21 protein-coding genes and 2 pseudogenes are annotated in these 24,242 nt (G+C 67.7%); 11 read left to right on the top strand and 12 right to left on the bottom strand.

Translation table 11 applies throughout. The annotated features are described in order from the left end of the window. From ABYX71_RS02790 to ABYX71_RS02755, 8 genes and pseudogenes are all read left to right on the top strand, one after another. A pseudogene (locus ABYX71_RS02790) lies at positions 1 to 465 on the top strand (chromosome segregation protein SMC); the annotation flags it as partial. Between the two features lie 32 nt (positions 466 to 497). Further along, on the top strand, positions 498 to 2,579 hold the full coding sequence (gene ligA, locus ABYX71_RS02785) for an NAD-dependent DNA ligase LigA (RefSeq protein WP_372694708.1): 2,082 nt from the start codon (positions 498 to 500) through the stop codon (positions 2,577 to 2,579). A gap of 139 nt (positions 2,580 to 2,718) precedes the next feature. Then, positions 2,719 to 3,389, top strand: a pseudogene (locus tag ABYX71_RS02780) (trypsin-like peptidase domain-containing protein); the annotation flags it as partial. 30 nt (positions 3,390 to 3,419) lie between these two features. After that, complete coding sequence (locus ABYX71_RS02775) at positions 3,420 to 4,124, top strand: PDZ domain-containing protein (protein ID WP_372694710.1); 705 nt, start codon at positions 3,420 to 3,422, stop codon at positions 4,122 to 4,124. Between the two features lie 2 nt (positions 4,125 to 4,126). After that, positions 4,127 to 4,723 (top strand): FMN-dependent NADH-azoreductase, encoded by a 597-nt coding sequence (locus tag ABYX71_RS02770; RefSeq protein WP_372694706.1) that lies wholly within the window; start codon positions 4,127 to 4,129, stop codon positions 4,721 to 4,723. Positions 4,724 to 4,812: 89 nt separating this feature from the next. Further along, on the top strand, positions 4,813 to 5,442 hold the full coding sequence (locus ABYX71_RS02765) for a phosphoribosyltransferase (protein ID WP_372694704.1): 630 nt from the start codon (positions 4,813 to 4,815) through the stop codon (positions 5,440 to 5,442). A gap of 279 nt (positions 5,443 to 5,721) precedes the next feature. Beyond that, on the top strand, positions 5,722 to 6,870 hold the full coding sequence (locus tag ABYX71_RS02760) for an HD domain-containing phosphohydrolase (protein WP_372694702.1): 1,149 nt from the start codon (positions 5,722 to 5,724) through the stop codon (positions 6,868 to 6,870). Next, positions 6,867 to 10,376, top strand: coding sequence for an ATP-binding protein (locus ABYX71_RS02755; protein WP_372694700.1), 3,510 nt, complete (start codon positions 6,867 to 6,869; stop codon positions 10,374 to 10,376). Before ABYX71_RS02760 ends, ABYX71_RS02755 begins: the two co-directional genes overlap by 4 nt. 9 nt (positions 10,377 to 10,385) lie before the next feature. On the opposite strand, the gene ABYX71_RS02750 is transcribed toward ABYX71_RS02755, so the two are convergent. From ABYX71_RS02750 to ABYX71_RS02730, 5 genes are all read right to left on the bottom strand, one after another. Beyond that, positions 10,386 to 11,528 carry a CaiB/BaiF CoA transferase family protein gene (locus ABYX71_RS02750; protein WP_372694698.1) on the bottom strand — a complete coding sequence of 381 codons (1,143 nt, stop codon included), beginning with the start codon at positions 11,526 to 11,528 and terminating at the stop codon, positions 10,386 to 10,388. 19 nt (positions 11,529 to 11,547) lie between these two features. Then, positions 11,548 to 11,850 (bottom strand): 4Fe-4S binding protein, encoded by a 303-nt coding sequence (locus ABYX71_RS02745; protein WP_372694696.1) that lies wholly within the window; start codon positions 11,848 to 11,850, stop codon positions 11,548 to 11,550. A 133-nt stretch (positions 11,851 to 11,983) separates the two neighbouring features. After that, positions 11,984 to 13,375: an MATE family efflux transporter gene (locus ABYX71_RS02740; RefSeq protein WP_372694694.1), complete on the bottom strand. Its 1,392-nt coding sequence runs from the start codon at positions 13,373 to 13,375 to the stop codon at positions 11,984 to 11,986. Further along, the gene (gene cysE, locus ABYX71_RS02735) at positions 13,372 to 14,115 is read right to left on the bottom strand and encodes a serine O-acetyltransferase (protein ID WP_372694692.1); all 744 of its coding nucleotides are present in this window, start codon (positions 14,113 to 14,115) and stop codon (positions 13,372 to 13,374) included. Before cysE ends, ABYX71_RS02740 begins: the two co-directional genes overlap by 4 nt. Next, positions 14,108 to 14,857: an RNA methyltransferase gene (locus tag ABYX71_RS02730; protein ID WP_372694690.1), complete on the bottom strand. Its 750-nt coding sequence runs from the start codon at positions 14,855 to 14,857 to the stop codon at positions 14,108 to 14,110. Before ABYX71_RS02730 ends, cysE begins: the two co-directional genes overlap by 8 nt. 131 nt (positions 14,858 to 14,988) lie before the next feature. Here ABYX71_RS02730 and ABYX71_RS02725 point away from each other — a divergent pair, with 131 nt between their 5' ends. Then, positions 14,989 to 15,795, top strand: coding sequence for an inositol monophosphatase family protein (locus tag ABYX71_RS02725; protein ID WP_372694688.1), 807 nt, complete (start codon positions 14,989 to 14,991; stop codon positions 15,793 to 15,795). Between the two features lie 28 nt (positions 15,796 to 15,823). Here the strand turns inward: ABYX71_RS02725 and ABYX71_RS02720 are convergent, their stop codons facing one another. The 7 genes from ABYX71_RS02720 to ABYX71_RS02690 all read right to left on the bottom strand — a co-directional run bounded on the left by ABYX71_RS02720 (position 15,824) and on the right by ABYX71_RS02690 (position 21,895). Further along, positions 15,824 to 16,687, bottom strand: coding sequence for an SPFH domain-containing protein (locus tag ABYX71_RS02720; protein ID WP_372694686.1), 864 nt, complete (start codon positions 16,685 to 16,687; stop codon positions 15,824 to 15,826). A gap of 53 nt (positions 16,688 to 16,740) precedes the next feature. Continuing rightward, positions 16,741 to 17,184 carry an NfeD family protein gene (locus tag ABYX71_RS02715; RefSeq protein WP_372694684.1) on the bottom strand — a complete coding sequence of 148 codons (444 nt, stop codon included), beginning with the start codon at positions 17,182 to 17,184 and terminating at the stop codon, positions 16,741 to 16,743. 113 nt (positions 17,185 to 17,297) lie between these two features. Continuing rightward, complete coding sequence (locus ABYX71_RS02710; protein ID WP_372694682.1) at positions 17,298 to 18,275, bottom strand: aldo/keto reductase; 978 nt, start codon at positions 18,273 to 18,275, stop codon at positions 17,298 to 17,300. A gap of 10 nt (positions 18,276 to 18,285) precedes the next feature. Beyond that, on the bottom strand, positions 18,286 to 18,873 hold the full coding sequence (locus ABYX71_RS02705) for a DUF3501 family protein (protein WP_372694680.1): 588 nt from the start codon (positions 18,871 to 18,873) through the stop codon (positions 18,286 to 18,288). A gap of 3 nt (positions 18,874 to 18,876) precedes the next feature. Beyond that, on the bottom strand, positions 18,877 to 20,235 hold the full coding sequence (locus ABYX71_RS02700) for a heterodisulfide reductase-related iron-sulfur binding cluster (RefSeq protein ID WP_372694678.1): 1,359 nt from the start codon (positions 20,233 to 20,235) through the stop codon (positions 18,877 to 18,879). 161 nt (positions 20,236 to 20,396) lie between these two features. Then, the gene (locus ABYX71_RS02695; RefSeq protein WP_372694676.1) at positions 20,397 to 20,819 is read right to left on the bottom strand and encodes a rubrerythrin family protein; all 423 of its coding nucleotides are present in this window, start codon (positions 20,817 to 20,819) and stop codon (positions 20,397 to 20,399) included. Positions 20,820 to 20,977: 158 nt separating this feature from the next. After that, the gene (locus tag ABYX71_RS02690) at positions 20,978 to 21,895 is read right to left on the bottom strand and encodes a LysR substrate-binding domain-containing protein (RefSeq protein ID WP_372694674.1); all 918 of its coding nucleotides are present in this window, start codon (positions 21,893 to 21,895) and stop codon (positions 20,978 to 20,980) included. A gap of 84 nt (positions 21,896 to 21,979) precedes the next feature. Between ABYX71_RS02690 and ABYX71_RS02685 the strand changes: the two genes are divergently transcribed. Next, on the top strand, positions 21,980 to 22,768 hold the full coding sequence (locus tag ABYX71_RS02685; protein ID WP_372694672.1) for an enoyl-CoA hydratase: 789 nt from the start codon (positions 21,980 to 21,982) through the stop codon (positions 22,766 to 22,768). A 148-nt stretch (positions 22,769 to 22,916) separates the two neighbouring features. Continuing rightward, positions 22,917 to 24,242 (top strand): porin (locus ABYX71_RS02680; protein WP_372694670.1); only part of this gene is annotated, 1,326 nt, incomplete at its 3' end.

Here is a 24,242-nt window from a genome sequence, read left to right as displayed (position 1 = left end):
TTCAAGACCACCTTCGATCAGGTCAACGCCGGTTTCTCGGCCACCTTCCCGCGCCTGTTCGGTGGCGGCGAGGCGCGCCTGGAACTGCTGGACGACAACCTGCTGGAGGCGGGCATCGGCATCGTTGCCCGCCCGCCGGGCAAGCGCAACAGCTCGATTCAGCTGCTGTCCGGCGGTGAGAAGGCGCTGACCGCGATCTCCCTGGTGTTCGCGTTGTTCGAGCTCAATCCGGCGCCGTTCTGCATGCTGGACGAGGTCGACGCGCCGCTCGACGACCACAACGTCGGCCGTTTCTGCGCGCTGGTGCGCGAAATGTCGGCGCGCGTGCAGTTCATCGTCATCACCCACAACAAGACCACCATGGAGCTGGCCGGCCAGCTCACCGGCGTGACCATGTCCGAGCCGGGCGTGTCGCGCCTGGTGGCGGTGGACGTGGACGAGGCGGTGGCCATGGCCACCGCCTGAGCGGCGGGCACACATGACACCACGGAGACCGCATGGATCAGGCTGACGCGCAGGCCCGCTTGCAGGCGCTGCGCCGGGAAATCGCCGACCACGATTACCGCTACTACGTGCAGGACGCGCCGAGCATTCCGGACGCCGAGTACGACCGGCTGATCGAGGAACTGCAGGCGCTGGAGGCCGAGTATCCGCAGCTGGTCACGCCGGATTCGCCCAGTCAGCGTGTCGGCGGGACGCCGTCGGCGGCATTCACCCCGGTACGGCACATGGTGCCGATGCTGTCGCTGGCCAACGCCTTTGACGACGAAGCGGTGCGGGATTTCGGCCGCCGCGTGCGCGAGCTGGCCGGCGAGGCGGCGGTGGACTACCACTGCGAGCCGAAATTCGACGGCCTGGCCATCAGCCTGCTGTATCGCCAGGGCGTCCTGGTGCGGGCGGCCACCCGCGGTGACGGCAGCACCGGGGAAGACGTGACCGCCAACGTGCGCACCATCGCTTGCGTGCCGCTGCGTCTGCGCGGCGATGCCCCGGCGGTGCTGGAGGTGCGCGGCGAGGTGTACATGCCGCGTGAGGGCTTCTTGCGGCTCAACGCGGAGCAGGCGGCACGTGGCGACAAGCCGTTCGTCAATCCGCGCAACGCCGCCGCCGGCAGCCTGCGCCAGCTCGACCCGCGCATCACCGCCAGCCGGCCGCTGCGCTTTTACTGCCATGGCTACGGCCAGGTCGAAGGCACGCTGCCGGATCGCCACGGCGACGTGCTGAGCGCCCTGGAGTTGCTTGGCCTGCCGGTGTGTCCGCAGCGCCGGCGGGTGGCCGACATCGACGCCTGTCTGGCCTATTACGCCGAGCTCGGCGCCCGTCGCGCCGAGTTGCCGTACGACATCGACGGCGTGGTCTACAAGGTGGACCGCCTGGATTTGCAGCGGCGGCTGGGCTTCGTTGCGCGCGCTCCGCGCTGGGCACTGGCCCACAAGTTTCCGGCCGAGGAAGCGGTGACCGTGCTCGAGAACATCGAGGTGCAGATCGGTCGCACCGGTGCGGTGACGCCGGTGGCGCGCCTGGCGCCGGTGTTCGTCGGTGGCGTCACGGTGACCAACGCCACGCTGCACAACGAGGACGAGCTGCGACGCAAGGATGTGCGCGTCGGTGACAGTGTGGTGGTGCGCCGGGCCGGCGACGTGATTCCGGAAGTCGTGCGCGTGGTGACAGAGCGCCGGCCGGTCGATGCGCGCGTGTTCGAGATGCCGGCGCAGTGTCCGGTGTGCGGTTCGGACATCGTGCGCCTGGACGGCGAGGCGGTGTCGCGCTGCAGCGGCGGGCTGCACTGCCCGGCGCAGGTGAAGGCGGGCATCGCGCACTTTGCCAGCCGCCGCGCGATGGACATCGACGGCCTCGGCGACAAGCTGATCGAGCAGCTGGTGGATCGCGGCCTGGTCCGCGACGTGGCGGACATCTACACGCTCGACGCCGCGACCGTCGCCGGACTCGAGCGCATGGCCGAGAAGTCGGCAGCGAACCTGGTGGCCGCGATCGAGGCCAGCAAGCAGGTGACCCTGGCGCGGTTCGTGTTCGCGCTGGGCATTCCGCAGGTGGGGGAGGAGATCGCCCGCATCCTGGCCGACCACTTCCACAGCCTGGGTGCGATTCGATCGGCCGACTGGGCGGCGCTGGCGCAGGAGAAAAAGGAGATACAGAAGGAGAACACCAAGCGCCGCGGCCGCAAGGAACCGCTTGCGCCGGTGCCGCTGCCCGGTATCGGGGAGCACATCATCACAAGTCTGTCGACGTTCTTTGGCGACGGGCGAAATGAATCGGTGATCGAGCGGCTTCTGGAGCACGGAATCACGCTCGAGACCCCGGCACCGGAACCGGCCGACTCGACACTCGCCGGCAAGACCTTCGTCATCACCGGCACGTTCTCGCGCTCGCGCGAGGAATTGACCGCCGCCCTGCAACAGCGCGGCGCCAGGGTCACCGGCAGTGTGTCCAGGAACACGGATTTCGTGGCGGTAGGCGACAATCCCGGCAGCAAGGCCGACAAGGCGGCGCAGCTGGGCATCGCGACGCTGGACGAAGCCGGTCTGATGGCCATACTGGAGGTGCCTGATTCGCGCTGACGGGCGCCGGCGCGGTGGCGGTGAGGCGGAACTATCCGCCCAGCGCGCCGTCTGATGCCACAGTGCGGCGCGATGCTGTCGACTGACAGCTGCCGCCCGCTTGCGCCGCCGGCGCAGCACCATAAAAAAAGGAGCTTACATGTCCGCATTACGTGGTTTTCTCGTGGCTGCGCTGGTGTTAGTGCCGGTCTTTGGCACCGCACAGGCCGCGCTTCCGGAATTCACGCAACTGGTCAAGGACGTCAGTCCGGCGGTGGTGAACATTTCCACCACGCAGAAGGTGAAGCGGCAGGCAGCGCCGTTTCCCGGCATGCCGATGGATCCGGACGACCCCATGAACGAGTTCTTCCGTCGGTTCTTCGGGCCGCCGCCGGGGGGGGTGCCGCAGCAGCAGGCGCGCTCGCTCGGGTCGGGCTTCATCATTTCCTCCGATGGCACCATCCTGACCAACGCACACGTGGTCAAGGGCGCCGACGAGATTCTGGTGAAGCTGTCGGATCACCGTGAGGAGCCGGCGGAACTGGTGGGCTGGACGAGCGTACCGACGTGGCGGTGCTGCGCATCAAGGAGAAGGGCCTGCCGGTGGTGAAGGTGGGCGACTCGGATGCGCTCGAGGTCGGCGAATGGGTGCTCGCCATCGGCTCGCCGTTCGGTCTCGAGTACACCGCCACCGCGGGCATCGTCAGCGCTGTCGGGCGCACCCTGCCCAGCGACGCCTACGTACCGTTCATCCAGACCGACGCGGCGGTCAATCCGGGTAACTCCGGTGGGCCGCTGTTCAATGCCGAAGGGGAGGTGATCGGCGTCAACTCCCAGATCTACAGCCGCACGGGTGGCTACATGGGTCTGTCGTTCGCCATCCCGATCAAGGTGGCGATGCGCGTGGCGAAGCAGATCGAGAACTCCGGCCAGGCCTCGCACGGTTACCTGGGTGTCACGGTGCAGCCGGTGACACCGGCCCTGGCGCAGTCGTTCGGGCTCAAGCGCTCGCAGGGAGCGCTGGTGGCCAGCGTGGCGCCCGGCAGTCCGGCTGCCGAGGCGGGCCTCAGGAGCGGTGACATCATCCTGTCCTTCAATGACACGGCGCTGAGCAACGCCGGAGATCTGCCGCCGCTGGTCGGCAACGCCAACGTGGGTGACAAGGCCAAGGTCCGTGTCCTGCGCGATGGCAAGCAGCGCACGCTGAATGTGGTCATTGGCGAGTTGCCGGATGCCGAACAGCTGGCCGGCCCGACCAGTTCACGCGACGAGCGTGCCCAGGGTGGCCGGCTGAAGTTGGCGGTGACCGAGCTGAACGATGTCCAGCGAGACCGGCTCGACGTGCCGAAAGGCGGCGTGCTGGTGGTGGGCGTTGGTGACGGACCGGCTGCCCGCGCCGGGCTGACGCGCGGCGACGTGATCCTGCGGGTCGGTGACAGCGAGGTGAAGGACGTCGACCATTTCAAGAAACTGGTCGACAAGCTGCCCGCCGGGCGGGCGGTACCGATGCTGGTGCAGCGCCGCGGCAACCCGCTGTTCCTCGCCCTGTCGGTGCCGGAGAAGTGACCATGAGCCGGATGCTCCTTGTCTCGTTCACGCCCAAGGGGGATCAATCACGCACCCGCCGCCTGCTCAATGCCTGGTTGGACAAGCGGCGGGCACACAATCCCGATTTGTCGGTGGAGGAGGTGGACCTGTTCGCCTCCACGCTGCCCGCGGTGGATGGGCCGGTGGCTCAGGCCAAGGGCAGCGTGGCTGCCGGTGCCGAGCTGACCGATCCGCAGCGTGCGGCCTGGGATTCGGTGACCACGTGGGCGCGGCAGTTCGTGGCGGCCGACGAGGTGGTCATCGCCGCGCCGATGTGGAATTTCAGCCTGCCGTATGCGGTCAAGCATTACGTGGATGTGGTGGTGCAGCCGGGCGAGCTGTTCCGCTACACCCGCCAGGGGCCGCAGGGCCTGTGCGCAGGCAAGCCCTTGACGCTGGTGACCACCCGCGGCGGACGCTATGCCGACGTGCCGCAGGCGAACTTCCAGACCAGTTACCTGCGCTGGCTGTGTGAGTTCATCGACTGCCGTTACGCGGAGGTGGTGGCCGAAGGGCTCGACGCCGCCGGTCCCGAAGCGGGCGAGAAGATCCTGACCGAGGTCATCGCCGGTCTTTAGTCCCCCGCGCAGGATGCCACTACCGGCGCCGCGGCTGTGTGCCCGGCGCCGGCCCGTCATCACGGGCCATGGCCGCTGCGGAGGTTGTCATGTTCAAGGATCGCGAAGACGCCGCCCGGCGCCTGGCCACGCGCTTGTCGCACCTTCGCGGCAAGCGGCCGCTGATCCTGGCGGTGCCGCGCGGCGCGGTACCGATGGGCGTGATCCTGGCCACCGAGCTGGAAGGCGACCTCGACCTGGTGCTGGTGCGCAAGCTCGGTGCTCCGGGCAATCCGGAGTATGCGGTTGGCGCCGTCGACGAGGCGGGTCACGTGTACGTAAACCCGGACGTTACCGACTGGCTTGAGCCCGCGTATCTGGCCCGCGAGGTCGAACGGCAGCGCGCGCTGCTGGCGGCGCGCCGCGCCCAGTACGGGGCGCCACAGGTCGATCCTGCCGGCCGCTCGGTGGTGGTGGTCGACGACGGGGTGGCAACCGGCGCAACGCTGATCGCTGCCCTGGATGCAGTGCGTGCCAGACGTCCGGCGCACGTGACTGTCGCTGTCGGCGTCGCATCGCCACAAGCGATGGAGCGTCTGCGCGGACATGCCGATGCGGTGGTCTGCGCCCTGGTACCCGAGGACTTTCACTCGGTCGGTCAGTACTACCTGGAATTTGGGCAAGTCGAGGATGCCGACGTCACCGAATGGCTCGGCGCGTGGCATGGCTCGGGGCGTTGATGCTCACGACGGCGCCGGGTCGGTTTATCCTTATGGGCTGTGCCCGGTGCCTTCCGCTCGGACGGAACGGGGTGCCGGATCGCAAAAAACGCTAGTCGCACGCAGTTTTTCACTCAATTTTCCTGAACGGCGTCCGATGTACTGGATGTGCCGGTGGGACGGGCTCGTTGGGGCCACCGCGCTGGAGCCGCGCCGAGGCCTTGGGTCGGGCGAGTTTGCAGCGCCTATGGGTGTCCACCGTCTGCCAAAACGCTTACGCCGTGACAGGATCGCCACTCGATGCAAGCCGCCGCGCAGATTCTTATCGTCGACGATCAGCCGGATAACCTGCTGATACTGGAAGACCTGTTGAGCGAGCTTTACACCGTGCACGCCGCCAACAACGGCGAGCAGGCGCTCGAACGCCTGGCGCGCGGGGAACGGCCCGACCTGCTGCTGTTGGACGTGATGATGCCCGGCCTCGACGGCTTCGAGGTGTGCCGGCGCATCAAGTCGTCGCAGGAGCTGGCGGACATCCCGGTGTTGCTGTTGACCAGCCTGGAGAGCCCGGATGATGAGGAATACGGGCTGTCGATCGGCGCAGAGGATTTCATCCAGAAGCCGTATTCGCCGCCGGTCGTGCTGGCCCGCGTCAACAACCACCTGCGCCTGGCGCGCGCCAGCCGGCAGCTGCGCGACCGCAACGACAATCTCGAACGGCTGGTCGCCGAGCGTACGCGTGAGATTCTGACCCAGGCCGAAGAACTGGTGCGCAGCAAGCAGGCCGTGATCGCCTCCCAGGATGCCACCATCACCGCACTGTGCTCGCTGACCGAGGTGCGCGACAACGAAACCGGTGGCCACATTCGCCGCACCCAGAACTACGTGCGGGTGCTGGCGCAAGCGCTCGTCGACCATCCACGGTTTCGGCACGAACTGAACGATGAAACCATTGACCTGATGTTCCGCTCCGCCCCGTTGCACGACGTGGGCAAGGTCGCGATTCCGGATGCCATCTTGCTGAAGAGCGGCAAGTTGACGCCGGAGGAGTGGGAGATCATGCGTCGCCACCCCACCTACGGGCGCGACGCACTGGCCCAGGCGGAAGCGGAGCTTGGGGACCAGGGCAGTTCCTTTCTTCGGTACGCACGCGAGATCGCCCACTGTCACCATGAAAAATGGGATGGGTCCGGTTATCCGCAGGGGCTTCGCGGCGATGAGATTCCCATTTCGGCGCGCCTGATGGCGGTCGCGGACGTGTATGACGCGCTGATCTCGCGTCGCCCCTACAAGCAGCCCTACACGCACCAGGAGGCCATCGCGCTGATTCAGGAAGGGCGCGGTGGGCACTTTGACCCGGATATCGTGGATGTATTGATTGGATTGGCGGATACCTGTCGCGACATCGCCAATCGCTACCGTGACGATGACGGGGACGAGGCCATATGAGGCGTCGCCGCGGCGGTAATGCAAAGCCCGCACCGGTAGGCGCCGGTCAGCGTCGTTTCGGTGGCTTGCGCGGGCGGCTGCTGAAGGGTGCTGCCGGCCTGCTGTTGCCCGTCGTGGTGGCGCTTTCCGCGATCGGCTGGTTGCAGTACCAGTCGGCCAAGAACGAAGTGCATGACGAGGCGCAGCGTCTGGCGCGCGAGCGGGCGCAGCAGCTCGAGTATCGGATCGATGCCACGGGCCGGTTGCTTGCCGGCCTGCTGGCTTCGCCGAGCCTGTTTCAGGGCAGTGCCCAAGCCTGCGGCAACGTGTTGGCGCAGCTGCGCGGCAACGACGGTGGCGCCTACCGTAACCTGGCGGTGCTCGATCGCAGGGGCCGGGTGCAGTGCGCTGCCGAGGCAGTCCCGAACGCGGCCGCCCTGCGGGCACTGGCCGGGTTCGAGCGGGCACTGGTCGGCGGGCGGACTCAGGTCGGCGGTTACACCTCGGGGCTGAGCAGCGCCGGGGCCAGTCTGGCGGTCTTCGTGCCGGCGAACGCGGACAGTTCGCTACGGGGCCTGGTGGGCCATGCGGCACTGGATCTGCAGTGGCTGGGCGAGCGCCTGTTCCACGCGAACATGCCGGCCGGGGCCATCATCAGCGTGGTCGATCATGTCGGCAACGTGGTGCTGCGATACCCCGACAAGGAAGGCTGGATCGGGCGCAGCATCAACGGTACGCCGCTGGCGATGCTGACGGAACTGCGCGGGGCGGCCCTGCTGGAAGGCGAGGGTCTCGACGGAGTGCAACGCATACACGCCGTGGTGCCCCTGGTGCACGACAGGGAAACCAGCGGCTGGCTGCGGGTGTCGATCCCGAAACGGGCCGCATACATGCCGCTGGTGCACCAGGCATTGAGCACCTCCGCCGGCCTGCTGTTGCTGATCGTGATGGTGGCGGCGGCCTGGGTGGGCCTGGAGCGGCACGTGGTGACGCCGCTGCGCGACCTGGGGGTGGTGGCGCATCAGGTGGCGGCGGGTGAACGCGGGCTGCGCGCCACACCGCATCGCGATGACGAGATCGGCGTCCTGTCCGAGGACTTCAACCAGATGCTGGACAACCTGCTGTCGTCCCAGAAGGCGCTCAGTCTGGCCGAGCGGCGCTGGGTGATGGCGCTGGAGACGGCCGGCCTGGGTGTGTGGGACTGGAACGTGCAGACCGACGCGGTGTTCTTCTCGCACCGCTGGAAGGCCATGCTCGGTTACCAGGGCAATGATGTCGGGGGCTCTCCCGCCCGGTGGCTGGCGCTGGTGCATCCGGACGACCGTGCCGGCTGCCAGGCCGCACGTGAGCGTCACCTGCGGGGCGAAACGCCGCAGTATCGGCACGAGCACCGGGTTCGGGCGGCTGACGGCACGTGGCGCTGGATGCTGGATCAGGGCATGGTGTTCGAGCGCCAGTCGGACGGTCGCCCGCTGCGTGTGGTCGGTACCTACACCGATGTGACCGAACGCAAGCAGGCCGAGCACGCCTTGCTCGAAAAACAGCAGGCGCTGGCCGAGGCGCAACGCATTGCGCACATCGGCAGCTGGTCATGGAATCCGGTGGCCGACATCGTGACGTGCAGCGAGGAGACGCTGCGTCTGATGGGGATCGCGCCCAGTGACGGTCCACTCACGCTGAAGCAGTTCCTGGCGCCGATCGCCAGCGAGGATCGGCGCCGCCTGGTCACCTGGTGTCGCGACGGTGTGGCCGGTTCCCGGCTGCGGGACATCGAGTGCCAGGTCGGCGCGCCGCCGGGCGCGCGCGTGCTCAATGGCCGGGCGTTCTTGCAGCGTGACGTGAATGGCAGGTCGTCGGCGCTTGTCGGGACCTTTCAAGACATCACGAAACGCAAGGCGCTTGAGGAGGAACTGGACAAGCACCGTCATCATCTGGAGGGGCTGGTCAAAAGTCGCACGGCAGAACTGGAGGCGGCGCGGGCCGAAGCCGTGCACCTGGCGCAGGTGAAGACCGAGTTCCTCGCCAACATGAGTCACGAGATCCGCACGCCGCTGAACGCCGTCATGGGGTTGGCGCAGATCGGCGTGCGCGACAGTGCCGGCAGGCGTTCGCACGACACGTTCGTGCGCATTCGCGAGGCAGGGGAACATCTGCTCGGCGTGATCAACGACATCCTCGACTTCTCGCGGCTGGAAGCCGGTCGCCTGGCGCTGGATATACAGCCGCTGTCGCTGGGCAGCCTGATCGACAACGTGGAGAGCCTCATCCGCGAGCGCGCCGAACTCAAGGGGCTGCGCTTTGTCACCGACCTGCCGGACACGTTACCGGACTGGGTCGCTGGCGATGCGCAGCGGCTGCGCCAGATTCTGGTCAATCTTCTGGCCAATGCGGTGAAGTTCACGGATCGTGGTGAGGTCTCCCTGCGGGTCGAGCGCCGGGGAGACGAGACCCTGTTTCGCGTCACCGACACAGGTATCGGAATCACCGACGAACAGGCGGCGCGCCTGTTCCGGCCGTTCGAGCAGGCTGACACGTCCACCACCCGTCGCTACGGCGGCAGCGGGCTGGGGCTTGCCATCAGCCAGAACCTGGCCCGTGACATGGGCGGCGAGATCATCGTCAAGAGTGCGCTGGGGGTTGGCAGCACGTTCACATTGCGCGTGCCGTTGTCGGCCACGGCGGCGCCTGTGAACAAGGCCAGTGCGCAGCGGGAGCCACAGACAAAGCGGCTGACGGGGTTGCGACTGCTGGTGGCCGAGGACGTGGAGGTGAACCGCCTCGTGCTGGAAGACCTGCTGCACCAGGAGGGTGCCGAGGTGACGTTCGCCGAGCACGGCCGGCAGTTGCTCGAGAAGCTTCGCGAGTGCGGCGACGATTACCCGGATGCGGTGCTGATGGACGTGCAGATGCCGGTGATGGACGGCTACGAGGCCACCCGGCGGGTGCTGGAGATGGCACCCAGCCTGCCGGTGATCGGCCTGACCGCCCATGCCCTGAGCGAGGAGCGTGATCGCTGTCTGGCCGTGGGCATGGTGGAGCACGTCACCAAACCGGTGGATGCCGACATTCTGGTGCCGGCCATCTTGCGTCACACCGGCCGGCAACCGCGTCCGGCGGCCGCCGCGGCGTCATCGCCAGCCGGGCACACGGGCGGGATCGACTGGGCGGCCCTGCTGACCCGCTACAAGGGCCGGCAGGATTTCGTGACCAAGCTGGCCGCGACGGCGCTCGATTCTCACCGCGACACGCCGGCGTCGCTGCGCGTGGCGGCTCAGCAGACGGACTACGGTGCTCTGGCGTTCAGCGCCCATGCCCTGAAGGGGTTGGCCGGCAACCTGCTGGCACACGAGGTCGAGAAACTCGCCCGGCAGGTGGAAAAATCGGCCCGCGCCGGAAGCGCGCAGGCAGTCGCCGAGGCCGACCAGCTGGCGCAGGCGGTGGAACGGTTGCTGACGGCGTTGGCGGATCGCGTCGGCAGCGATGGCAACACGGAGCCGTCGCCGGGTCTGGTGGCGCGGGCGAGGTGAGCGTGGCCCTCAGTTGCGGGGGCCCAGTTCGTTGAGTATTTCCGCGGTGTGTTGGCCGAGTCGTGGTGGCGGACGACGGATCCCTCCCGTCGTGCGCCCCAGGCGCAGGGGAATGCCGGGAATCACCAACGGGCCATGCTCGGGATGATCGACGACCGGCAGCATGCCGTTGTGCTGCAGCTGGGCGTCGGCGCGCACCGCCGGAAAATCGTTAACCGGTGCCGCCACCACGTCTGCGCTGTGCAGGCGCCGCATCAAGGCAGCGCGTGGCTCGCGGGCGCACAGCGCGGCAAGCTCCAGGTCGAGTGCATCGCGGTTGGCTAGACGTGACGTGGCGGTGGCAAAGCGCGGGTCGTGCGCCAGTTGCGGCGCGTCGAGCGCCTGGCACAGGGTGCGATAGAACTTGTCGTTGAAGGCCGCCAGGTGCACCTGGTGGCCATCGGCGCAGGTGTACGTGTTGTATGGCGCGTAGAACGGGCTACGGTTGCCGGTTCGCGGCGGCGGCTCGCCGGTCAGCAGGTACTCGCCAAGCTGCACGCTCTGAAGATGGACCACGCCGTCGATCAGCGCCACCTCGGCCGCCTGGCCCTGGCCGTCGCGGGCGCGTGCCCACAGGGCCAGCATGGCGCTGTAGGCGACCAGGGTGGCGGCGGTCACGTCCGCCACGGCGGCGCCGGCCTTCAGGGCCGGACCGTCGGGTTCCCCGGTGGCGGCCATGAGCCCGCCGAGCGCCTGCGCCGAGGGGTCGATGCCCGGCCGCCCGGCATAGGGGCCGCTGTCGCCATAGGTGCTGACGGTGACGAGGATGATGTCCGCGCGCGCCTTCGCCAGTGCCGCGTAGTCGAGGCCGAGTTTCTCGCGCGCCGGGCTGCGCACGTTGTGAATCACGATGTCGGCGGTGGCCACCAGGCGGCGCAGGACGTCCTGCCCGTGCGGCTGGCTCAGGTCCAGCTCCATGCCGCGCTTGTTGCGGTTGACGCCGACGTAAAGCCCGGTGTCGTCGCCGCGTCGCGGCCCGATGCGGCGCCCTTCCTCGCCGCCGGGCGGCTCTATCTTGATGACATCGGCACCCATGTCGCCGAGCAGCGTGGCGCCCAGCGGGGCCGCCACCATGCTGCCCAGGTCGAGTACGCGAATGCCACTCAGCGGCACGTTGTGCGCTCCGCCGGTGTCAGCGCGCTACGACCGTGATGGCGTCCTCCGGACAGGCCGCCACGCAGCGCATGCAGTGCCGGCAGTCCTGCTCGTGATCGGCGAACGCCTGCCGGCGGCCGTGCACGCGGACCTTCAGACGTGGCAGAAAACCCTTCACGTGGGTCTCGAACTCCTCATCGGTCAGGCGGCGAATGCTGAACACGCCTTCCGGGCATACCTGGGCGCAGGCTTCCTTGCCCTCGCAGCGGTTGCGGTCGATCAGCACCCGCCACTGGCCCGCGATGTCCTGACACGGGTCGACGGTGTGTGTGGTCGCCATGGTCAACTCCTCCTGCTTCTTGTTTGCGGATCGGCCTGCCGGGCGCTAACGGGGGCGAGCATCATCAGGGCAGGGGCGGGGTCAAGCATAACCACCGCGCGGCCAATCGCGCATCAGCGCCGTGCGCCGCCGCCTACAGGCGGATGTGTGCCCACCGGCCCTGGCGCCAGTAGCGGTGAAAAAGCGCCACCTGGGTGAGCCGGTACAGCTCCTGTCCGAGCCAGATGCCGAGCAGGCCAAGGCCCCAGACGGGGCCGATCAGGTAGGCCGCCGGCGTGAACAGAAGCCATTGTGTGAGGACGCTGACGCGCATCACGCGCCGGCCCTCGCCGGCGCTCATCAGCACCTGCATGTAAACCCGCTTGACGCCCTCGAGCACCACGGCCAGGCCGGCGATGCGCATGGGCCAGCGGGCCAGCGCCAAGGTGTCCGGGTTGTGAATGAACAGTCCCAGGATCAAATCCGGTGTCAGCACCATGGGTGTGGCCAGCAGCCCGAGTCCGATCAGCCCCAGGCGCAGCGTGTCGCGCGCCCAGCGGCGGGCGGCATCGGCATCGCCCTGGCCCAGGGACTGGCTGACCAGGGTGGCGGCTGCCATGGCCAGGCCCATGCCGGGCAGGATCACCACTGTCATCACGTTGATCAGTACGTTGGCGGCGGCCAGCTCGGCCGTGCCGATGCGTCCGACGATCCAGTACAGGGCCACCAGGGCGGCCGACTGCGACACGTGCTGCAGGCCCGCCGGCATCGAAACGCGCAGCAGCACGGCAAAGTCCTCGCGGTGCGGCCGGGTCTTGAGAAAGCCGCCCGGGCGGGCGTAGCGCCAACCGAATCCGTAGTAGATGCAGGTGCCCAGCAGCACGGAGAGTGCCGTGCCCAGACCCGAACCGGACACGCCCAGCGCCGGCGCGCCGAAGTGGCCGTAGATGAACATGTAGTTCAGCAGCACGTTGCTGGCGTGCATGACCAGCAACGTGCTCATGTACAGCCGCGACTGGCCGATGCCGTTCCAATAGCCACGAAAGGCATAGTTCATGGCCATCAGCGGGCCGGCCAGCATGCGGATCTGGAAATACGGCACGGCGCCGGCAACGACCGCCGGGTCCGGGTTCAGCAGCGGGAAGAACCAGGGCGCCAGCAGACACAGGACCAGCGCCAGCAGCGGACCGATGACGACGATCAGCAGCAGGCCGGCATTGAGCGGGGTGGCGGTTTCCTGCCAGCGCCCCTCGCCCTTGCGGCGGGCCGAAAGCGCCTGCACGCCCACCGACAGGCCGAGAATCATGGCCTGACAGGTAAACAGCACGAAGCTGCCAAGCCCGACCGCCGCGAGCGCCGCGTCGCCAAGCCCGCCGACCATGGCCGTGTCGACCACGTTCAGCAGCGCCTGAGACATCATGGCGGCGATGATAGGCAGGGCCAGCGCCAGAATGCGCCGGCGCCGGTCGGCGGCCACCCAGACAGGGGCGTGGGCCGCGCCCGCCGCCGTCACGGCCGGCGGCGCGGCATCGCGCGGGGCGATCAAGCCTTGGTATCGTCGCGCCGGGCGTGTGCCGCGGCGGCTGCGTCATCTGTGTCGGTTGAGACGCCAAGTTCCTGCAACGCAGCCATGAGCTTGGCCATGCGTTCCTCGATGGCCTCGACGTGATCGAGCACCGAGTCCAGTGAGCGCCCGACCGGATCCGGCAGGTCGCCGCGCAGACCATAGGCAGCAAAACCGATGCGGGCGGCGGTCTCGCGCCGGCGCTCGGCATCGGCGCCGACCACCCGGCCTGGAATGCCCACCACGGTGGAACCGGCGGGCACGTCCTTGACCACCACCGAGTTGCTGCCCACGCGCGCACCCTTGCCCATGGTGATCGGGCCGAGGATCTTGGCGCCGGCGCCGACCACCACGTCGTCTTCCAGGGTTGGATGACGCTTGCCCTTCTCCCAGGTGGTGCCGCCCAGGGTCACGCCGTGGTAGAGCGTGCAGTCGTCGCCGATCTCGGCGGTTTCGCCGATCACCACACCCATGCCGTGATCGATGAAGAAGCGCCGACCGATGCGAGCGCCCGGATGAATCTCGATGCCGGTCAGAAAGCGTGACAGGTAACTGACCACCCGCGCCGGCCAGCGCAACCGGCGAGCCCACAGCCAATGCGCCAGGCGGTGCAGCCACAGCGCATGCAGTCCGGGGTAGGTGGTGGCGACCTCGAAGCGGTTGCGCGCCGCCGGATCGCGGGCGAAAACGCAGTCGATGTCTTCGCGAAGACGGTCAAGCATCGGGATTGGCCTTGGCTTCGGCGGCGGCAAGGGCGTGCTCGGTGGCACTGAGAATGCCGCGCAGAATCTGCACTTCATTCTGGTCCGGCGCCGCCCGGTTGACAAGCGCGCGCAGGCGCCGCATGCCGCGCTCGGGGTTGCTCATGCGCAAGAAGCGCAGCTGCTCGAGCACCTGTTCCAGGTGGGTGAACAGGTGCTCCACCTGCTCGCGCGTGGCCGGTGGGCTGGCCGGCTCGGTGGCCGGGGCCGGGCGGTCGACGTGACGGTACAGCTCGTAGGCCAGCACCTGCACGGCGGCCGCCAGGTTCAGGGAGGCGAACTCCGGGTTGCTGGGGATGAATACCCGCTGCTGGCACAGGTCCAGGTCGGCGTTGCTCAGTCCCGAATGTTCCGGGCCGAACACCAGCGCGACGTCGCCGCGACCGGCATGGTCCAGCACACGCTCGGCGCAGGTGGGCGGGTCCAGCGGCGGCAGTTCGATGCTGCGGGCCCGCGCGCTGGCGCCGATGACCAGCGTGCAGTCGGCGACTGCGGCGGCCAGATCGTCGCACACCACCGCCTGCGTGAGCAGGCTGTCGGCGCCGGCGGCACGGGCGGTGGCGTCCTCGTGCGGAAAGAATTTCGGCTGCACCAGGTACAACCGCTGCAGGGTCATGTTGAGCATGGCGCGCGCAACCGCGCCGATATTGCCGGGATGGGTGGTACCCACCAGCACGATGCGTACGTGAGACAAGGCGTTCATGGCACGAATTTTAGCCCGCTCGCGGTCCGTGGCTCGGCACGGTGGCCGCGAGTTGGCCCGCCGCAGGCGTTAAAATTCCCGCCCGCCGCCGCTGCTGCGGCTGGTGGCCCCTGCCACAGCGAGTTATTTTCATGTCCCCATTGAGCACCATAGCCGTGCGCGCAGCCCGCGCCGCCGGCGATTTCCTGCTTCGCACCGGCGAACGCCTGCACGAGCTGCGCGTCGAGCGCAAGGGTCCGAACGACTTCGTGAGCGAAGCCGATCGCGAGGCCGAGCGACGCATCGTCGAGATCATCCGCCGGGCCTACCCGGATCACGCGGTTCTGGGCGAGGAGGGCGGTGCGCAGGGCGACGTCGGCAGTCATGGCGCGCGCTGGATCATCGATCCGCTCGACGGCACCACCAACTACCTTCACGGCTTGCCGTGGTACTCGGTGTCGATCGCGCTGCAGATCAAGGGGCGGCTGGAAATCGGCGTGGTCTACGACCCCAACCGCAACGAGCTGTTCGTGGCCGAGCGCGGCAAGGGCGCGCGGCTGGACGATCGGCGCCTGCGCGTGAGCCAGGCCACCAAGCTGGCCGGCACGGTGCTCGGCACCGGCTTTCCGTTCAAGTCCAACCAGCACCTGGACACCTACACCGAGACCTTCAAGGCGGTGTCGCAAACCGGGTGTGCCATTCGCCGCGCCGGTTCCGCGGCGCTCGACCTGGCCTATGTTGCCGCCGGCCGGTTCGATGGCTTCTGGGAGCTGGGCCTGCAGCCGTGGGACATCGCCGCCGGCGTGCTGCTGATTCAGGAAGCCGGCGGCGCCGTGGCCGACATCCGCGGCGGCCAGCGATACATGGAAACCGGCAACGTGGTCGGTGGCGGGCTGCGCGTGCAGCGGGCACTGCTGGACACCATCCAGCCGCACCTGACCGCCGAGCTGCCGGCCTGAGGCCGACAGCTCAGGACGTAAACGCCGGTCAGCGTGCCGCCGGGCCGAGGCTGCCCATGATGCCGCGCACGGCGGCGGGCAGATCGGCCGGCAGCACCACCAGCTTGCCGTTCTGGCTCTGGGCGATTTCGCGCATGGCCTCGATGTACTTCTCGCCGAGCAGGTATACCACCGGCAATTCGCCCGCCTGCGTGGCCTCGGCCACCTTGCGGATGGCGGTCTGGCTGGCCTCGGCCAGCACCACATGCGCCTCGGCGTCCCGCCGCGAGGCTTCCAGCCGGCCTTCGGCCTCCAGAATGGCGGCGGCCTTCTCGCCGTCGGCGCGCGTCACGGTGGCCCGGCGCGCGCGCTCGGCGGCGGCCTGTTCTTCCATGGCGTGCTGCATGGTGGACGAAGGCTTGATGTCCTGAATCTCCACCGTCTTGAGCGTGATGCCCCAGTCGGCGATGTCGTCGGAGATGCCTGCCTTGAGCTTGGCCTTGATCTGCTCGCGCGAGGACAGCGCATCGTCCAGATCCATTTCGCCGACGATGGAACGCAGCGAGGTCTGCACCAGGTTCTGGATGGCCAGGATGTAGTTCTCGACGCCGTACACCGCCTTTTCCGGCGACACGATGTTGATGTAGGCGATGGCGTTGGCAATGATCACCGCGTTGTCGCGGGTGATGACTTCCTGTGACGGCACGTCCATCACGATGTCCTTGGTGGTCACCTTGTAGGCCACCGTGTCGACATACGGAATGATCAGGTTCAGGCCCGGATTGAGCGTGGTGTGGTACTTGCCGAGGCGCTGCACCACGTGCTTGCTGCCCTGCGGCACGATGCGTACGCCAAGGCCGATGGTGACCACCACCAGCGCCAACAGAAACAGGGTAATGACGAGTCCGGGCATGTCGGAAGTCCTTGAATGAGTGGGGATGAAACGGTGGGCGGACAGGCGCGTTTTTAGTCGCGTTTTTCGACGATCAGCGTGTTGCCGGAAAACTCCTTCACCGCCACCCGGTCGCCGATGGCCAGCGGGTCGTCGCAGATGAAATCCCACTCGTCGTCGCCGAGCAGGGGGGTTGTGAAGCGGACCACGCCGCGGCGTTCGCCTTCCGGGGTGCGCAGCACGCGACCGATCTCGCCGATGGCCGCCGCGCGGGCGTTGCCGGCGCGGGTGCGATCGGCCATGCGCGGGCGCAGGAAACGGAACCAAAGGCCAGTGAACAGCCCTGATGACACGGTCCAGGCCAGCAGCTGCGCCGGCAGACCGATGTCGGGCTGAAGCCAGGTCAGCAGGCCGACCAGCAGCGCGCCGAGCCCAAACCAGAACACGAAGAAGCTGGCCAGGAACATCTCGGCCATGAGCAGCGCCAGGCCGAGCGCCAGCCAGTGCCAGTAGAGCATGTGTTCTTCCTTGCGACCGTGGCGCAGCGGCGCCGGGCGGGCGACATCATACCTTGCCGGCGGCGCGCTTCCGGGCGCCGTGGCGCGCCGGTGGGGCGGCGGGGTGACGCAGGTCAGCGAAAGTAGGTCAGGTCCGGCTCGCTTTGCCAGTGCGGCGATACCGGGCCGAGCAGCGTGTCGAGTTCAGCGACCTCGTCGGTGCCCAGGCGCCACTGGCCGGCGGCGATGTTCGACTCGAGCTGGGCCGTGTTCATGGCGCCGGCGATGACGCTGCTGACCGCCGGCTGCGCCAGCAGCCAGGCGAAGGCGAGTTCCAGCAGGCCGTGGCCACGGGCGGCGGCGAAATCCGTCAGCGCGCTCAGCGTGCGCTCGGCCTGGGGTGTGCGCAGGCGGCTGACAGTGGGGCTGCCGGCGGCGCCGCGGCTGCCTGGCGGCGGTGCCGTGCCTGGCTGGTACTTGCCGGTCAGCAGTCCGGCGGCGAGCGGGAAATACGGCAGAAAGCCGATGTCGTTGGCGGTGCAGAACGGCAACAGCTCGAGCTGAGCGCCGCGCACCAGCAGGCTGCACTGATGCTGGGCGGTGGCGAACCCGGGCAGATCCAGCCGATCCGCCTCGGCGTTGGTCTGCGCGTGACGCCAGGCGGCGTAGTTGCACTGGCCGATGTGCCGCACCTTGCCCTCGCGCACCAGGGGGGCGAAGGCGTCGAGGATTTCCGCTGCCGGCACCTGCGGCGCCGCGAAATGCAGTTGCAGCAGGTCCAGGTAGTCGGTATCCAGGCGGCGCAGGCTGGTCTCGCAGTGGCTGCGGATGCGCCCGGCCACGCTCTCGCCGGCGGCCAGGTTCATCAGATGGCACTTGCTGGCCAGGATCACCTCGTGGCGGCGTCCGGCCAGTGCCTTGCCCAGATACTCCTCGCTGCGGCCTTCGTTGTAGATGTAGGCGGTGTCAATGAAGTTGACGCCCAGCGCCAGCGCCCGATGCACCGTGGCGATGCTGGAGGCAAGCGCCTGGCGTGGTGGCCCGAACACGTTGCCGCCCAGCCCCACCGCCGAGACAGTGAGACCGGTCCGGCCAAGCGGACGGTACTCCATGAGGCCGGCGTCAGCCGTCCAGATCCGCCGCCAGAGCCTGGCGCGTGGCCGGCGGCAGCGGTTCCAGGGTGACGGTCATGTTGGGGTGGTCGATGCCGGCGCCGAGTTCCGCGCCGGACTTCAGCGCCGCGATCATGTCCGGCGTGAACTCGAAGCGCAGGAAATGCACGGACGCGGTCTTGTCCTCGTCCTCGCGATCCATGTCCTCGTCGGCGATGGCGTACACGCGCTCGTGTTCGGCCACGCACAGCCAGACCCGGTCCTCGACGCCGATCAAGCCGGCCAGCGCCCGCCGGCGTTCGGCCTCGTCCTCGAACTCGATCATGAACGTTGCCTTGAGGTTGCGGCCGTCGGGAATCAGCGGATTGTAGGCGTCCAGCTCCTCCTGAATGCCGCGTGCCTCGAAGATACGCTCGATGCGCAGCATCTCCTGGATCTGGTACTGGATGGTCAGCCGGTCCTCGAAGGCCATCGTGGCGTGCGGTCCCAGCTGCACGTGGCGGTTTTTCTTGTGCTCGATGACGCGGGCACGGAACGCCGGCCGTTGCTCGGCGTACTGTTCGAGGGAATACAGGTCGTTGCGGCTCAGTTTCTGCATGGTTCAGATTCCGTAGGCAAGGCGCAGCAACTGCAGCGGGTGCTCGGAGGGCTTGCCGCTGTCGACGCCGTGCTCGATGTGCTTGCAGGCGATCGGGCAGTCGCTGGCGTAGTGGGTGGGATCGGCCTCGCGCACGCGGTTGAATACGGGTCTGCCGATCTTCATGGAAAGCTCGTGGGTCTCGCGCTTGACGCCGTAGGTGCCGTCGTGGCCGGCGCAGCGCTCGATGGCCACCACCTCGGTGTCCGGCACCAGCTGAAAGACCTCGCGTGTCTTGAGGCCGATGTTCTGCACCCGCAGGTGGCACGGCGGGTGGTAGGCAATCTTGCCCAGCGACTGCTGGAAGTCGGTCTTGAGCAGGCCGTCCTTGTGGCGGGCGATCAGGTATTCGAACGGGTCGTAGACCCGGGCGGCCACCTTCTGCACGTCGGCGTCGTCCGGGAACATCAAGCGCAGCTCCTGCTTGAACATCAGCACGCAGGAGGGCACCGGCGCCACGATGTCGTAGCCCTGGTCCACATAGGCCGCCAGCGCCGGCAGGTTGTGTTCCTTGAGCGCGTTGACCGAATCGAGGTCGCCAAGCTCCAGTTTGGGCATGCCGCAGCAGCGGCTGTCGTCGGCCAGCGTCACCGGCAGGCCGTTGTGACGGAAGATGGCCGCCAGGTCCTCGCCCAGTTCCGGCATCTGGCTGTGGCCGTAGCAGGTGCCGAACAGCAGGACCTTGCCGGTGGTGGTGGCGCCGGCGGTGGGCGTCAGGGTGGCATTGACGCTGGCCTGATCGGCGAAGCGCCGCTTCAGGGGCTTGGTGGTGAACGGCGGCAGCACGGCGTCGGCGTGGATGCCCATCACCTTTTCCATGGCCTGACGGGCCGGTTTCAGGCGGTTGACGGCGTTGACCGACTCGGTGACCACGGGAATGCCGGCCAGTTTGCCGGTGAGGTCGGTGGAGGTCAGGAAGCGGTCACGGAACGACGCGCCCTTGGTTTTGAACTTGACCGCCTTGGCGCGCAGCATCAGATGCGGAAAGTCGACGTTCCACTCGTGCGGCGGCACGTAGGGACACTTGGTCATGTAGCACAGGTCGCACAGGTAGCACTGGTCGACGACCTTCCAGTAGTCATCCTTGGCGACGCCGTCCACTTCCATGGTGGACGATTCATCGACCAGGTCGAACAGGGTCGGGAAGGCGTGGCACAGGCTCACGCAGCGGCGGCAGCCGTGGCAGATGTCGTAGACCCGCTCCAGTTCCTTAAACAGGGCGTTCTCGTCGTAGTACTCGGCGGTCTGCCACTCGATGGCGTGCCGGGTCGGCGCTTCCAGGCTGCCCTCGCGGATCGGTGAACGGGATGCGGAATCGGCCATGACGGTTGCTCCTGCTGTACAGGCTGAGGCGGCGGAAGGTAGGGGGAACGCACGGTGCCCGGGTGGCATACCGCGGCCTTGCGGCAAGGCGACGCGGCGTTGCACCGCGCATCGGGTAGCGGTGGCGGGGACCGTCGCCGGTCCCCGCTGCCGCCCTGGGATCAGGCGCCCAGGGTATCCAGAGCCTTCTGGAAGCGGTTGGCGTGCGAACGCTCCGCCTTGGCCAGGGTCTCGAACCAGTCGGCGATCTCGGAGAAGCCTTCGTCGCGCGCCGTCTTGGCCATGCCCGGGTACATGTCGCTGTACTCGTGCGTCTCGCCGGCGATGGCCGCCTTCAGGTTCTCGGCAGTGCCGCCGATCGGCAGGCCGGTGGCCGGGTCGCCGACGGCTTCCAGGTACTCCAGGTGGCCGTGGGCGTGACCGGTCTCACCCTCGGCGGTGGAACGGAACACGGTGGAGACGTCGTTGTAGCCTTCCACGTCCGCCTTGTTGGCGAAGTACAGGTAACGACGGTTGGCCTGGGACTCGCCGGCAAATGCCGCCTTCAAGTTGTCCTCGGTCTTGCTGCCCTTCAACGTAGCCATGTAATGACCTCCTGCAGTTGATGATCCGCTTGGCTGCCGCCGGCAACGGCGACAGCCTCACGGCTTCGGATGGTAGCGGGGCCGGCGGGGAGGATGGAAGTTGATTTTTCCAATGCCGCTGATAGCCAATATCTATCGATGGCCGGCCCAGGACGATTCTAGCCCAAAGCCGACGAGGTACCCGAGGCCGCGGGCGCGCATTCACCGATGGCGCGTGCCAGCAGGTCCACGGCCTGTGGTCGGTAAAAGTCGCTGCGTGATGCCAGGGCCACCTGTCGATACGGCGCGCTGCCCCGAAACGGGCGCACCGCCAGCAGCGCGCGGTCGCGCGGTGACTCGCCGAGCGCTCCGACCGGCAGCACGCTGATGCCGGCGCCGCTGGCGACCATGTAGCGAATGGTTTCCAGCGATCCGCCTTCGAGCCGCTGGCCCGCCTTGTGCGAAAGCGTCGGGCACAGTGCCAGCACCTGGTCACGAAAGCAGTGTCTGGGTCCGAGCAGCAGCACGTTCTCGTCGGCCAGCTGCGCCGGACCGATGCTGGCCTGGCGCGTCCACGGGTGACCGAGCGGCAGGACGACCACGAACTCCTCGCGATAGCAAGACACCACCTCGATGTCAGGCGCCTTGTACGGCAGTGACAGCACCACCGCGTCCAGTTCGCCACGTTGCAGGCGGGCGCCGAGCTCATCCGTATAGTTCTCTTCGATGATCAGCGGCATGCGCGGCGCCAACTGTGCCAGCCGTGGGATCAGGCGCGGCAACAGGTAGGGGCCAACCGAGAAGATGACCCCCAGCCGAAAGGAGCCGGTCAGGGGATCCTTGGCGTTGGCGGCCAGCGCGCGAATGGTTTCCACGTCCGCGAGTACCCGGCGGGCCTGCTCGGCGATCTGCTCGCCGACCGGCGTCGGCTGAATGTGTCCTGGCAGGCGTTCGAACAGGCGCACGCCCAAGCTGTCCTCGAGCTTGCGGATGGCGACTGACAGCGTCGGCTGGCTCACGAAGCAGCGCTCTGCGGCGCGGCCGAAATGCCGTTCGTGAGCCACGGCAACCAGATAGCGCAGTTCGTTGAGCGTCATGCAGACAACTTCGCGGTGGCGGCGGAGGTAAACTATTGTGCCGCGCCACGCTCACGGCGCGGCATGTTGGGGAGGAGGGCTGTCATGAACGATTCAAGACCGGCTGAACCGGTATTGCTGGTCGCACATGAGGCCAATGGCGTGGTGTGTGTCACGCTGAATCGTCCAGGCCAGCGCAATGCCCTGTCCGAAGCCCTGCTGCGGACGCTGAAGTCCACCCTGGCCGATCTGGCGGCCGATCCGGCGGTGAGGGTGTTGATCGTGGCCGGCACCGGGCCGGCGTTTTGTGCCGGGCACGACCTGAGGGAGTTGCGCGCGCTGCCGGATGAGGAGGCGGCCCGCGGGTTGTTCGAGCTGTGCGGTGAGGTCATGTTGGCGTTGCGGCGTTTCCCGCACCCGGTGATCGCCCAGGTGCATGGCGTGGCGACGGCGGCCGGCTGTCAACTGGTGGCCAGTTGCGACCTGGCGATTGCGTGTGACCATGCCCGCTTTGCGACTCCGGGGGTGAACATCGGCCTGTTCTGCAGCACGCCGGCGGTCGCGCTCACCCGCAACGTGGCGTACAAGCACGCGATGCAGATGTTGCTGACCGGTGACGTGATCGATGCCGAGACCGCGCAGCGTATCGGCCTGGTCAACAGTGTGGTGCCAACGGGCGACCTTGAAACCCACACACGTGAACTGGCTTCGCAGATCGCCAGCCGGCCACCGGCTGTACTCACGCTCGGCAAGGCGGCGGTGCAGGCCCAGCTTGGCCTGGACGAAGCCACAGCCTATGCCGACATGGGCGCCGTGATGGCGCGCAACCTGCTCATGGCCGAGGCCGCGGAGGGCGTCGACGCCTTCCTGGCCAAGCGCCCACCGCACTGGTAGCCCGCCGTTCCGGGTGGGTGCCCGAGGCACCCACGCCGGACGTCATACCCAAACCGCGCCGGATGCCGGTTTTTTCTTGAACCAAGGACGCAATGACTGTGCCGTCGCCGGCGCTGGCGACGGTCTGTGACTGTGCAGGGACACGAGAATGCAACGAATAATCTTTCTGACTGTCGCGCTGCTGGTAGCCCCGGTGGCCGCGGTAGCCGCCGCCGGCGATGCGTACGTGGATGAGGTGTTGAATGCGCTCGCGCGCAAGGGACTGCTGACAGCGCAGGATGTGCATGACATCAAGCTGAAGGCGCGCGAGGCCGAGCGTGCCCAGGCCGCCGCCGACCCACACCCGGAAACGCCAAGCCAGGCCCAGGCGCCGGCACAAAGCGTCTCGGCAGCCCTGCCGAAGCCGCCCCAGGCACTGCGGGTGTGGGGTCGCCTGCAGCCGCGTTACACCTACGTGCCGGCCGGTGACGGGCTGGACGGGACCGCATCGTTCACGTTTCGCCGCGCCCGCATCGGCTTTCGCGGGGCGCTGAACGACCGTTTCTATGCCTATCTCCAGTACGAGGCGGCCAACGAAACGCCGGCCCTGGCCAATGCCGATTCGCTGTTGGACGTGTGGATCCGCTACAACGGCTTCGCCGATTCGCTGGGGGACATCATCGTCGGCCAGCAGTTCATCCCGGGCTACGGCCGGGCGCCGCAGCTTTCCGCCAGTGTGGAGCGGAAGTTTCCGGAGTTCCTGGCGCCGGGCACCGCCGGGCGGGGGCGTGGCCTCAGCATCGAGCGCGGCAAGTTCGGTGCGCCCGAGACGCTCACCGACGGCGCCTTCGGCGACCGCCTGCAGTACGGCCTTGGTGTGTTCAACGGCCCGGACGTGAGCACCAACAACGACAACAATGACCTGCTGTATGCGGTGGTGGCGGCACTGACGCCGCTTGGCATGCCGGTGGAGGACGAATACGAGATTCGCGACCTGCCGTTCCGCTACCTGATCGGCGCCGGCTATTCCTGGTCACGCGACAGCGGCAACCTGGACGCCCGCGTGCAGAACAGCCTGCTCGGCCATTCGGTGACGCTCGACAATCAATGGTGGCAGCTGATGGGCGAATGGCATGCCCACCGCTGGTTCGGCTGGGCCAGCTGGACCCGGTTCGTGTCCGAGGGCACGGACGACCTGCTGATGGACACCGATGGCGGCCTTGACCGGCGCCTGCACTCGCGCGCGTGGGCTGCCGGCGTCACCCGCAGTTTTCCGTTGGCCGGTGGCCGGCACTGGGGGCTTGGCCTGCAATACCAGCAGGTCGACAACGAACACCCGTCGCGCACGCGCTTCATGCGCATCCTGACCGGTAACTCGGCGGATGAACTGGCCCGCGGCATGGATCGTGGGCAGGTGTTCCAGTTGATGGCGACCTATATCTTCAATCCGAACATCCGCCTGCTGAACGAATATGCCTGGTTCGACGCCGATGAT

It is taken from the genome of Immundisolibacter sp. (genome assembly GCF_041625615.1).
Lineage (GTDB): Bacteria > Pseudomonadota > Gammaproteobacteria > Immundisolibacterales > Immundisolibacteraceae > Immundisolibacter.
This window is presented reverse-complemented; position numbering and strand designations above follow the sequence as displayed.

What these genes read in the sequence shown, in the direction of transcription:
- ABYX71_RS02690 (WP_372694674.1), bottom strand. Translation starts at nt 21,895, where the DNA reads ATGACGCTCAACGAACTGCGCTATCTGGTTGCCGTGGCTCACGAACGG.
- ABYX71_RS02700 (WP_372694678.1), bottom strand. Translation starts at nt 20,235, where the DNA reads ATGGCCGATTCCGCATCCCGTTCACCGATCCGCGAGGGCAGCCTGGAA.
- ABYX71_RS02770 (WP_372694706.1), top strand. Translation starts at nt 4,127, where the DNA reads ATGAGCCGGATGCTCCTTGTCTCGTTCACGCCCAAGGGGGATCAATCA.
- ABYX71_RS02695 (WP_372694676.1), bottom strand. Translation starts at nt 20,819, where the DNA reads ATGGCTACGTTGAAGGGCAGCAAGACCGAGGACAACTTGAAGGCGGCA.
- ABYX71_RS02705 (WP_372694680.1), bottom strand. Translation starts at nt 18,873, where the DNA reads ATGCAGAAACTGAGCCGCAACGACCTGTATTCCCTCGAACAGTACGCC.
- ABYX71_RS02710 (WP_372694682.1), bottom strand. Translation starts at nt 18,275, where the DNA reads ATGGAGTACCGTCCGCTTGGCCGGACCGGTCTCACTGTCTCGGCGGTG.
- ABYX71_RS02730 (WP_372694690.1), bottom strand. Translation starts at nt 14,857, where the DNA reads ATGAACGCCTTGTCTCACGTACGCATCGTGCTGGTGGGTACCACCCAT.
- ABYX71_RS02755 (WP_372694700.1), top strand. Translation starts at nt 6,867, where the DNA reads ATGAGGCGTCGCCGCGGCGGTAATGCAAAGCCCGCACCGGTAGGCGCC.
- ABYX71_RS02745 (WP_372694696.1), bottom strand. Translation starts at nt 11,850, where the DNA reads ATGGCGACCACACACACCGTCGACCCGTGTCAGGACATCGCGGGCCAG.
- ABYX71_RS02775 (WP_372694710.1), top strand. Translation starts at nt 3,420, where the DNA reads ATGGGTCTGTCGTTCGCCATCCCGATCAAGGTGGCGATGCGCGTGGCG.
- ABYX71_RS02760 (WP_372694702.1), top strand. Translation starts at nt 5,722, where the DNA reads ATGCAAGCCGCCGCGCAGATTCTTATCGTCGACGATCAGCCGGATAAC.
- ABYX71_RS02685 (WP_372694672.1), top strand. Translation starts at nt 21,980, where the DNA reads ATGAACGATTCAAGACCGGCTGAACCGGTATTGCTGGTCGCACATGAG.
- ligA (WP_372694708.1), top strand. Translation starts at nt 498, where the DNA reads ATGGATCAGGCTGACGCGCAGGCCCGCTTGCAGGCGCTGCGCCGGGAA.
- cysE (WP_372694692.1), bottom strand. Translation starts at nt 14,115, where the DNA reads ATGCTTGACCGTCTTCGCGAAGACATCGACTGCGTTTTCGCCCGCGAT.
- ABYX71_RS02725 (WP_372694688.1), top strand. Translation starts at nt 14,989, where the DNA reads ATGTCCCCATTGAGCACCATAGCCGTGCGCGCAGCCCGCGCCGCCGGC.
- ABYX71_RS02765 (WP_372694704.1), top strand. Translation starts at nt 4,813, where the DNA reads ATGTTCAAGGATCGCGAAGACGCCGCCCGGCGCCTGGCCACGCGCTTG.
- ABYX71_RS02720 (WP_372694686.1), bottom strand. Translation starts at nt 16,687, where the DNA reads ATGCCCGGACTCGTCATTACCCTGTTTCTGTTGGCGCTGGTGGTGGTC.
- ABYX71_RS02715 (WP_372694684.1), bottom strand. Translation starts at nt 17,184, where the DNA reads ATGCTCTACTGGCACTGGCTGGCGCTCGGCCTGGCGCTGCTCATGGCC.